This is a genomic window from Catenulispora pinisilvae, from assembly GCF_015356865.1.
GTDB lineage: Bacteria > Actinomycetota > Actinomycetes > Streptomycetales > Catenulisporaceae > Catenulispora > Catenulispora pinisilvae.
Map to the genome: position 1 here is coordinate 1 of NZ_JAAFZA010000308.1, position 10,799 is coordinate 10,799.

Annotated in this window: 8 protein-coding genes and 1 pseudogene; all 9 read right to left on the reverse strand. The window is 70.6% G+C overall.

Annotation, left to right across the window (positions count from 1 at the left end; translation table 11 throughout):
• Positions 1-481: pseudogene (locus IZR01_RS44185) on the reverse strand (hypothetical protein); the annotation flags it as partial.
• A 171-nt stretch (positions 482-652) separates the two neighbouring features.
• Complete coding sequence (locus IZR01_RS44190) at positions 653-1,756, reverse strand: adenosine deaminase (protein ID WP_194927316.1); 1,104 nt, start codon at positions 1,754-1,756, stop codon at positions 653-655.
• Between the two features lie 9 nt (positions 1,757-1,765).
• Positions 1,766-3,055 (reverse strand): thymidine phosphorylase, encoded by a 1,290-nt coding sequence (locus IZR01_RS44195; protein ID WP_194927317.1) that lies wholly within the window; start codon positions 3,053-3,055, stop codon positions 1,766-1,768.
• Positions 3,056-3,065: 10 nt separating this feature from the next.
• Entirely contained in the window at positions 3,066-3,467 is a 402-nt protein-coding gene (locus IZR01_RS44200) for a cytidine deaminase (protein ID WP_194897508.1), read from the reverse strand.
• A 71-nt stretch (positions 3,468-3,538) separates the two neighbouring features.
• Entirely contained in the window at positions 3,539-4,843 is a 1,305-nt protein-coding gene (locus tag IZR01_RS44205) for an ABC transporter permease (RefSeq protein ID WP_194927318.1), read from the reverse strand.
• A gap of 66 nt (positions 4,844-4,909) precedes the next feature.
• Positions 4,910-6,157: an ABC transporter permease gene (locus IZR01_RS44210; RefSeq protein WP_194927319.1), complete on the reverse strand. Its 1,248-nt coding sequence runs from the start codon at positions 6,155-6,157 to the stop codon at positions 4,910-4,912.
• Entirely contained in the window at positions 6,150-7,835 is a 1,686-nt protein-coding gene (locus tag IZR01_RS44215; RefSeq protein WP_194897511.1) for an ABC transporter ATP-binding protein, read from the reverse strand. Before IZR01_RS44215 ends, IZR01_RS44210 begins: the two co-directional genes overlap by 8 nt.
• Before the next feature lie 31 nt (positions 7,836-7,866).
• Positions 7,867-9,015 carry a BMP family lipoprotein gene (locus IZR01_RS44220; RefSeq protein WP_194897512.1) on the reverse strand — a complete coding sequence of 383 codons (1,149 nt, stop codon included), beginning with the start codon at positions 9,013-9,015 and terminating at the stop codon, positions 7,867-7,869.
• 343 nt (positions 9,016-9,358) lie between these two features.
• A complete protein-coding gene (locus tag IZR01_RS44225) occupies positions 9,359-10,624 on the reverse strand; it encodes an amidohydrolase (protein ID WP_194897513.1) in 1,266 nt (421 codons plus the stop codon).
• Between the last annotated feature and the right edge of the window lie 175 nt (positions 10,625-10,799).

Here is a 10,799-nt window from a genome sequence, read left to right on the forward strand (position 1 = left end):
GGGCCGGAGCCTGCGGCAGCGGGGCCGCGGCCGGTGGGATGGCCGGGGCCGGGGCGGCGACCGGGGCGGCGGTGCGGAACGGCGCGGTGTGCGCCGGGGCCGCGTGCTGCGGGGCGTACGCCGCCCGGCCCGGCATCGGGCGGCTGCGGCCCACCGGCAGCTCGCCGAGGTCCGCGTAGCCCAGGCCCGGGAGGGAGTCGGCGGTCGGCGAGGCGCTGTCCAGCATCCCCGACATCTGGCCCACCACCGGCAGACCGGACAGCGGGATGCCGGCGATGGTGCCGTGGTTGTGCGCCACGGCGCCGACGACGGCCGGCACGGCGTTGGTGGACACCGGCAGGCCGTTGCCGTCGAGCCCCGGCAGCCCGGAGTCGGCGGCGCTGGCCTGGCCGGCCGCGACCGCCGCCCCGACGGCGACCAGGCCGACGGTGCCGGCGGCTACGCTCAGACCGCGGAGCGCGCTGGGAGTGACCTTCGACATCGGTGATACCTCGCGGATTGCATAGGGGACCGCGATCGCGGCGTGCGATGCGGCGGATACGCAAGCTACCGACAATGACTCGGCGGATCCAACATGCCGTCCGCCGAAAAGGTGGTTCCCAATTCTCATAACAGAACGCCGCGCGGGCCTTTCCAGGCCCGCCGCATCCCCTTAAGCAGGGTTCGTGGACGCCTGGCCGCGCAGTCGCTCGTAGGCCGGTTTGACCTGCTCGTTGATCAGCTCCAACCGCTGGTCAAAGGGCAGGAACGCGGACTTCAGCGCGTTTATCGTAAACCACTGCATGTCCTCCAGCGTGTAGCCGTGGGCCTTGTGCAGTTCGGCGAACTCGCGCGTCATCGAGGTGGAACTCATCAGCCGGTTGTCGGTGTTCACCGTCACCCGAAAGTGCAATTCCCGGAGCAACCCGATCGGGTGGGATTCATAGGAGCGCGCCGCCCCGGTCTGCAGGTTCGAGGTCGGGCACATCTCCAGCGGGATCCGCTTGTCCCGCACGTACGCCGCCAGTCGGCCCAGCGTCACCTTGCCGTCGGCGTCCACCAGGATGTCGTCCATGATGGTGACGCCGTGCCCGAGCCGATCGGCGCCGCACCACTGCAACGCCTCCCAGATCGACGGCAGCCCGAACGCCTCGCCGGCGTGGATCGTGAAGTGGAAGTTCTCCCGGCGCAGGTACTCGAAGGCGTCCAGGTGCCGGGTGGGCGGGTAGCCGGCCTCGGCCCCGGCGATGTCGAACCCTGACACGCCCCGGTCCCGGTGCCGCACCGCGAGTTCAGCGATCTCCGAGGAGCGCGCGGCGTGCCGCATCGCGGTCAGCAGTGTGCCGACGCGGATCGGGTTCCCGGCCGCCGCGGCCCGCCGCTCCCCCTCCCGGAACCCGGCGTCCACGGCCTCGACCACCTCGTCGAGGCTGAGCCCGGCCTCCAGGTGCTGCTCGGGCGCGTACCGCGACTCGGCGTAGACCACGCCGTCGGCGGCCAGGTCCTCGGCGCACTCGGCGGCGACCCGGAACAGCGCGTCGGCGTGCTGCATCACGCCGACCGTGTGGTCGAAGGTCTCCAGATAGCGCGGCAGCGACCCGGAATCGGCCGCCTCGGCGAACCACCGGCCCAGGCCCTCAGCGGTGCCGTCGAACTCCGGGAGGTCGGTGTATCCGTACTGGTCGGCCAGTTCGATAACCGTCTGCGGGCGCAGACCACCGTCGAGGTGGTCGTGCAGCAGGGCCTTCGGAGCCCTGCGAATCAGTTCTTCATCCATGGACAGACATTACCGGCTGGAGGCGACGACGCGATCCAATACCAGCGGCGAGCGGGTGAACTCCGTCCCGGCGTCGGCGAATTCACAAGCCCCGGCCAGGCTTTCCAGCGCGGTGTCGAACGTCTCGGGAGTGTCGGTGTGCAGCGTGAACAGCGGCTGCCCGGCCGTGACGGTGTCGCCGACCACCGCGTGCCACTGCACGCCAGCCCCGGCCTGCACCGCGTCCTCCTTGCGGGCCCGGCCCGCGCCGAGGCGCCAGGCCGCCACGCCGACCTTGAACGAGTCCATCCCGACCAGGACGCCGTCCCGCTCGGCGGTGACCACGTGGGTCTCCTTCGCGACCGGCAGTTCGGCGTCCGGGTCGCCGCCCTGGGCGCGGATCATGCGCTTCCAGGAGTCCAGGGCCGAGCCGTCGGCGAGCTTGTCCGCCGGGTCGACGCCGTCCAGGCCGGCCGCCGCCAGCATCTCCCGGGCCAGCGCCAGTGTCAGTTCCCTGACGTCGTCCGGGCCGCCGCCGGACAGCACCTCGACCGACTCGCGCACCTCCAGGGCGTTGCCCGCGGTGCGGCCCAGCGGGTTGTCCATCGCGGTGATCAGCGCGGTGGTGGCCACGCCGTGGTCGGCGCCGAGGGCGACCATGGTCTGGGCCAATTCCCGGGCGTCGGCGAAGTCCTTCATGAACGCGCCGCTGCCGCACTTCACGTCCAGCACCAGCGCGGAAGTACCCTCCGCGATCTTCTTGGACATGATCGAGGACGCGATCAGCGGAATCGACTCGACGGTCCCGGTGACGTCGCGCAGCGCGTACAGCTTCCGGTCGGCCGGGGCCAGCCCGTCGCCGGCCGCGCAGACCACCGCGCCGGCGTCGGCCAGCACCGCCAGCATCTCGGCGTTGGACAGCCGGGCCCGCCAGCCCGGGATCGACTCCAGCTTGTCCAGGGTGCCGCCGGTGTGGCCCAGGCCGCGGCCGGACAGCTGCGGCACCGCCGCGCCGCAGGCCGCCACCAGCGGGGCCAGCGGCAGCGTGATCTTGTCGCCGACGCCGCCGGTGGAGTGCTTGTCCACGGTCGGCCGGGTGAGCGCGGAGAAGTCCATGCGCTCGCCGGAGGAGATCATCGCCTGCGTCCAGCGCGCGATCTCGCGCCGGTTCATCCCGTTCAGCAGGATCGCCATCGCCAGCGCGGCCATCTGCTCCTCGGCCACCCGGCCGTCGGTGTAGGCGGCGAGGATCCAGTCGATCTGCTCGTCGGTGAGCTCCGCGCGGTCGCGCTTGGCCCGGATGACGGTGATGGCGTCCATGTGCGGCTTCCTAGCTGTGCGTGCTGAGGTTGTCCGGGCCGAAGGCCCGCGGGAGGAGTTCGGCCATGCTCGTCGGCGGCGTATCAGGACCCAGATCCACCGCCAACTCGCCGCCGCCGAACTCGAAGAGCAACTGCCGGCAGCGCCCGCACGGCATCAGCGCCGCGCCCGCGCCGTCGACGCAGGCGAAGGCGACCAACCGCCCGCCGCCGGAGGCGTGCAGCGCGGACACCAGGCCGCACTCGGCGCACAGCGTCAGGCCGTAGGAGGCGTTCTCCACGTTGCAGCCGCTGACGATCCGGCCGTCGGCGACCAGCGCCGCCGCGCCCACCGGGAACTTCGAGTACGGCACGTAAGCGTGCGCCATCGCCGCTCGCGCCGCGGTGCGCAGGGCGGCCCAGTCGATCTCCATGGCGATCAGGTTAGCCTTTCGATCAGGTCGGCCTCTGGACCGGCTGGACCGGCTCAGCCGGCTCAGCCGGCTCAGCCCTTGATGTAGGGCTTGCCGTCGGCCGCGGGTGCCCGCACCCGGCCGATGAGCCCGGCCACCGCGAACAGCGTCGCCACATACGGCAGCGTGGTCAGCAGGTCCGAGGGGATCGGCAGCTGGAGCGAGGAGGTCTGGCTGGCCAGCGCGTCGGTGAAGCCGAACAGCGCGGCCGCGGCCAGCGCGCCGAACGGCGACCAGCGGCCGAAGATCACCGCGGCCAGCGCGATGAAGCCCTTGCCGTTGGTCATGTTCTCCGTGAAGTTACCGACGTTGCCGACCAGCCACGCGCCGCCCAGGCCGGCGAAGGCGCCGCCGAGCATCACGTTGCGGTAGCGCAGCCGCAGCACCTTGACGCCGACGGTGTCGGCGGCGGCCGGGTGCTCCCCGACCGCGCGGGTCCGCAGACCCCAGCGGGTGTGGAACAGGCCCAGGTGCACCAGCATCACCAGGAACACCGCGATGTAGACGATCAGCGGCTGGTCGAACGCCACCGGCCCGATCACCCAGATCGAGGCCAGGCCCGGGATGCGCACGGTGGTGAACGGCGTCAGGTTGTTGTACGAGTTCTGGTTCGTCTGCATCAGCGACTTGAACAGGAAGCCGGTGACGCCCAGCGCCAGCAGGTTCAGCACCACGCCGAGCACCACCTGCTCGATGAGGTAGCGGATGGCCAGCACCGCCAGCAGCAGGCCCATCAGCGCCCCGGCCAGGACGCCGGCGATGACGCCGATCCACAGGCTGTGCGTCGCGGTGCCGACCAGCGCGGTCATGAAGCCGCCGAACAGCAGCTGGCCCTCGATCGCGACGTTGACCACGCCGGAGCGCTCGCCGACCACGCCGCCGAGGGCGCCCAGGACCAGCGGCACCGCCGCGATCACCATCGAGTCCAGCACCGACGGCAGGATCAGCCGCTCGCCGCCCTTGGGATCCGCGGCGCTCCAGGCCATGAACGCGAAGGTGAAGCAGAACAGGACCACCGAGGTCCCGATCAGCCGCCAGCGCCGGGGCAGCTGCACGGCCAGCCGCGCCGCGCCGAGCAGCACGACCACCACGGCCAGCGCCACGATCACCGGCCGGGCCGGGAACACCCAGTCCGGGACGTGCGTGCCCTGCTTGGAGACCAGCGTCATACCGAAGGTGGTGCTGGCGCCGTGCGCGGTGCGGGTGCCCAGGCCGAAGCCGAGCAGCATCACCAGGCCCATGATGATCTGTGTGGCCCCGGCGGTGTACCGCCGGGTGTCCGCCTCGGTGCCGCCGGCTATCGCGGTCGGCGCGGCGGCGATCGTCGCTACGGCCATCTCAGTGGACCTCCACCTTCGAGGCCGCCTGGGCCGCTTCGGGAACGTACGTCGACAGGGCGCGCATCACACCGCCTCCGCCGCGGAGTCGACCGCGGTGGCCGGGGCGACGGACGGCGCGGCACCGGTGCCGCTGCCCTTGATGTCGCCGCGCCGGACGTCGCGCAGCCGGAAGATCTCCTGCACCAGCTTCGGCGCGGCCACGAAGACCACGATGACGGCCTGCACGACGGTCACCACGTCGTGCGGAACCGTCGGCGTGGTCGCGGCCTCCATCGCCACGCCGCCGGCGTCCAGCGCGCCGAACAGCAGCGCGGCCAGCGCCACCCCGACCGGCTTGCCCCGGCCCAGCAGCGCCACGGTGATGCCGGTGAAGCCGATGCCGTTGTCCAGGGTGGTGGTCATCGCGTGCGAGGCCGAGAGCGTGCCGCTGATCTGGGTCACGGCCACCAGGCCCATCAGGGCGCCGGCCAGCAGCATCGCGTAGACCTGGTTGCGGGACACCGAGATGCCGGCGGTGCGCGCCGCGTCCGGGTTGGAGCCCAGGGCCCGCAGCCGGAAACCGAGGGTCGAGCGCGACATCACCCACCAGACCAGCAGCACGGCCAGGATCGCCAGCACGGTCGAGAAGTTCAGCTCGGGGCTGCTGCCGTGGATCGCCGGCAGCAGCGCGGTGTCCTTGACCGGCTTGCTGATCGCGTCCTGGCGGTTCGGGTCGTGGAAGGCCTTGGTCTTGATCAGCCAGGCCAGCACGCCGAGCGCGATGTTGTTCAGCATGATCGAGCTGATCACCTCGTGCGCCCCGAACCGGGCCTTGAGCAGCCCGGTCAGCCCGCCGACCAGCGCGCCGCCGATCATGCCGGCGATGACCACCAGCAGCACGTGCAGCGGCATCGGCGCCGAGACGGTGAAGCCGACCCAGGTGGCGCAGACCGCGCCGATGATCAGCTGGCTCTGGCCCCCGATGTTGAACAGCCCGGCGCGGAACGGCAGCGCGACCGCGAGCCCGGCGAACACCAGCGGGGTGGCGTCCACGACGGTGTTCTCGATCGGCCGCAGCGCCTGCTTGGCGTGCGGGTCGTAGACCGCGCCGTGGAACATCGCGGTGTAGCCGTTGGCGACCTTGTCCCAGGAGCCGCTGAGCGCGTCGGTGGGGTGCTGGAAGAAGTAGCCCCACTGGCTCAGCAGGTGCTGGTCGGACAGGATCATCAGGACGCCGCCGATCACCACCGACAGCACGAAGGCCAGGACGGTGACGGTGACCGTGTTGGCCGAGCCGATCCCGGCGAGTATTCGCTTGAGCCGGTCACTCATCGGCGCTCTCACTGCTCTGGTCGGCGGCCGGGGTCTCCTCGGCCGCGGGCTGCCCGGTTTCGGCGGGCGTTTCGCTTTCGACAACCGGCTCGACTGCCTCGGCTTCGATGTCGGGCTCGGCCACTGCTTCAGCAACCGGCTCCACTGCTTCGGCTTCAAGGGAAGCCTCCGCCTCGTCCCCCGAACCGCCGGCCATCAGCAGGCCCAACTCCTCGTTCGAAGTATCCGGCGGCACGATCCCGACGATCTTGCCCCGGTACATCACCGCGATCCGGTCCGACAGCGCGGTGATCTCGTCCAGCTCGGTGGACACGATCAGCACCGGCTTGCCGGCGTCGCGTTGCTCGACGATCCGCTTGTGGATGAACTCCATCGCGCCGACGTCGACGCCGCGGGTCGGCTGGGAGGCGATCAGCAGGCTGGGGTCGCGCTGCAACGCCCGGGCCACGACCACCTTCTGCTGGTTGCCGCCGGACAGCGCGCCGGCCGGGGTGCGCTCGGACTCGGCGCGGATGTCGAACTCGGCCAGCCGGTCGGCGCCGTTCTTCGCGATCGCGTCCAGGTCCAGGGTCAGCAGGCCGCCGAACGGCTTGTTGTCGAACTGGTCCAGGACCAGGTTCTCGGCGATGGAGAAGTCCGGCACCAGGCCGTCGTGCTGCCGGTCCTCCGGCACGTGCCCGAGGCCCTGGCGCAGGACCGCGCGCGGCGAAGCCCCGACCAGCTGCCGGCCGAACAGTTCGGCCGAGCCGGTCGCGGCGCGCAGCCCGGTCAGCGCCTCGACGAGTTCGGTCTGGCCGTTGCCCTGCACCCCGGCCACGCCCAGCACCTCGCCGGCGTGCAGGTCGAAGCTGACGTCGTCGACCGCCAGGAAGCCGCGGTCGTCCGTCACTTTCAGGCCCCGCACACTCAGCGCGACCTCGCCGGGCTCGCGCGGCTCCTTCTCCACGACCAGCCGCACATCCCGGCCGACCATCAACGAGGCCAGCTCGCGCGCCGAGGCGGTGGGCTCAGCACTGCCGACCACGGCGCCGCGCCGGATCACCGTGATCCGGTCGGCGATCGCCCGGACCTCGTTCAGCTTGTGGGTGATGAAGACGACGGACTTGCCGGCCGCCTTCAGCCCGCGCATGACCGTGAACAGCTCCTCGGTCTCCTGCGGGGTGAGCACGGCGGTCGGCTCGTCGAGGATCAGCACCTCGGCGTCCCGCATCAGGGCCTTGACGATCTCGACCCGCTGCTGCACGCCCACCGGCAGGTCCTCGATCAGCGCCTCGGGGTCCACCGGCAGGCCGTAGCGGGCCGAGACCTCCTTGACGTCGGCCTTGGCCTTGCGCCGGTCCAGCCAGCCCAGCGGACCGCCGCGGGACTCCTCGTTGCCGAGCACCAGGTTCTCGGCGACGGTGAACACCGGGACCAGCATGAAGTGCTGGTGCACCATGCCGATCCCGGCCTTGATCGCGTCACCGGGCGACGTGAACTCGCGCGTCTGTCCATCCACCACGATCTGTCCGGAATCCGGGGTCAGCAGACCGTAGAGGATGTTCATCAGGGTCGACTTGCCGGCCCCGTTCTCGCCCAACAGGCAGTGGATCTCACCGGGTTCGACGGTCAGGTCGATGGCGGAGTTCGCCGCCACCGACCCGAACGTCTTGGTGATGCCACGGAGTTCCAGTCGCATCGGTCGTGATCGCTTCTCGAAGGGGGCGGCGTTACTTCGGCTGGGACGGCGACTTGATCTTGATCGCGCCGCTGGTGATCTGCGCCTTCAGCGCGGTGATCTCGCTCTGCAGCGCGGACGGGATCGAGGAGCCCAACTGCTGGCCGTAGACCAGGTCGGTGCCGCCGTTGGACAGGTCCAGGACGTCCTGGGTGCCGCCCTTGTAGTTGCCGGCGGCGGCGTCCTCGACGATCTTCTTCACCGAGGTCTCGATGCCCTTGGTGACCGAGGCCAGGAACACCGAGCAGTCCTCGTTGTCCGAGACGCAGCCGTCGGTGTCGACCCAGATCACCTTGGCCTTGCCGGCCTTGGCCGAGGCGGTGGCGCCGCGGCCGGCGCCGCCGGCGACCGGGAAGATGATGTCGGCGCCCTGGTTGATGAAGCCGTCGGTGATCGACTTGCCCTTGTTGGTGTCCGTGAAGGAGTTCGCGAAGGTGCCGCTGCCGGGGTTGGTCTCGTCCCAGCCCAGGACCTTGACGCTCTTGCTCTTGGCCGTGTTGTAGTACTGGACGCCTTCCCAGAAGCCGTCCATGTAGATGGTCACCGGCGGGATGTTCTGGCCGCCCCAGGTGGCCACCACGCCGGACTTGGAGGACGCGGCGGCCAGGTAGCCGGCCAGGAACGCGCCCTGCGCGGTGTTGAACTCCAGGCCGTGCACGTTCGGGATCGGCTTGTTGGTCTTGGTGTCCGCCGAGCTGTTGTCGACGATCGCGAAGTTCTGGCCGGGCTTGGCCGCCGCCTGGCTGTCGGTGGCGTCGGCCATCAGGCCGCCGACGGTGACGATCAGCTTGCAGTTCTGGCCCTCGAGCTGCGTGATGTTCGGCACGTAGTCGTTCTCGGTGGTGGACTGCAGGTACTTGACGGTCGCCTTGCCGTCGCTCTGCGCGTCCTGCATGCCCTTCCAGGCCGAGGCGTTGAAGGAGCGGTCGTCGATGCCGCCGGTGTCGGTGACCATGCAGGCCAGGAAGTTCGCGTTCGAGGCCGAGCCGGACGACGAGGACGAGGACGAGGTGGAGGACGTCGAACCGGTCGAGCTCGTCGAGCTCGAAGCGGCGGGCGTCGACTTAGAGCCACAGCCCGCGGCGGCCAGGGCCACCACGGCCGCGGTGGCGGCGATCCTGGTCATGTTGGTGGTGCGCACGGCTCCCCCTCCAGATTTCTGCGATAACACAGCTTCGAACACAGCCACGATGTGGACAACGGTAGACAGAGTAAGCAGGCCGCCCCTGTTGGTCAGTCAGTTCAGCGCTTACGGGGCCACATCGCAATACACCTGTGATCCCGGAACGTGCGATCGTTTTCGGCATGATCGCACGACGCCGCCGGAGGATTACGGGGCGCACGCACCAAGTGGCGACTAAGCGCGCGAAAGGGATATAAGGCACCAAGATTTCGTCGGCGCCCAGCCCAAGTGCTGTTCAAGGCGTTCGCGGGCGTTTGCCGCGCGTTGAGGTTCCGTTAGGTTTGTGCCGCGCCAGTCGTCGTCAGCTGATCCAGTCGCACAGCGCGGCGGTCGCGAGCATCCGCACCCCGGCCCCGATCGCGCCCTCGTCGGCGACGAACGTGCCCTGATGCAGATCGCGCACCATCTTGTCGCCGGGGGTGCGCACCCCCAGCCGAGCCATCGCGCCGGGCACCTGCTGCAAGTACCAGGCGAAGTCCTCGCCGCCCAGCGACTGCGGGGTGCTGACCACCGCGGTGGTGCCCAGCGCCCGGGAGGCGGCGGTGCGCAGCAGGGCCACCGACTCGGCCTCGTTCACCACCGGCGGCACGCCCTGCACGTAGTCCAGGGTGTGCTTGACCCCGAACTTCGCCGCGATCGCGTCGATCAGCTCGTGCACCACGTCCGGGGCCTGGTTCCAGGCGTCCTGGTCCAGGGTGCGGATGGTGCCCTTGGCCGATCCGGTGCCCGGGATGGCGTTCGGCGCGCTGCCGGCCGAGATCTGGCCCCAGACCAGGGACAGCCCGGCCCGCGGGTCGATGCGCCGGGACAGCGCGGCCGGCACCTCGGTCACGATCGAGGCCAGCGCGTAGACCAGGTCGGCGGTCAGGTGCGGGCGCGAGGTGTGCCCGCCGGGGCCGTCCAGGGTCAGCGACACCATGTCGCAGGCCGCGGTCAGGGCCCCGGTGCGCAGCCCGACGTGGCCGACGTCCAGCTTCGGATCGCAGTGGACGGAAAGGATCTTGCTGACCCCGGCCAGCGCGCCCTCGGCCACCAGGTCCAGCGCCCCGCCGGGCATGACCTCCTCGGCGGGCTGGAAGATCAGCCGCACCGGGCGCTCCAGCCGGCCTTCCCGGGCCAGCTCGGCCAGCGTCAGCCCGGCGCCGAGGACCACGGCGGTGTGCACGTCGTGCCCGCAGGCGTGCATCACCCCGGGCACCCGGGACCGGAAGTCGAGGTCGCTGACCTCCTGCACCGGCAGCGCGTCGATGTCGGCCCGGAAGGCCAGGAAGGGGAGCCGCTCGCTGCCGGGGTCCGGGCAGCCCGCCGGCACGATGTCGCACACCAGACCGGAGCCCGCCGAGCGGACCCGCGGCGCGAGCCCGGCCCGCTCCAGGCGGGCGGCGATGGCCGCGGTGGTCCGGAACTCGCCGCGGCTCAGCTCCGGATTGGCGTGCAGGTCCCGGCGGAAGAGAACCAGCTCGGGCTCGAGGTGCCCCGCGACGTCCAGGACATGCGCGTACTGATCCGTCGGGTGTGACGCCGGGGCCGAGTCGCTGGCGACCGGCACTTCGTGAGCCTGGTCCATTGCCCAAGGGTAGGCCCCGGGCGGGGCGCGGCGGGGGCAGTCTGTCAAATGATGCGCTGATCGGGTGAAGAAGATCGCGACTTTCTGACCCGATAGGAGGATTGCGCCATGGCCCACATGGGTAGGACAGCGAATCACCGACCTGGTCATGTCAGGGTGACGGATTGTGAAGACC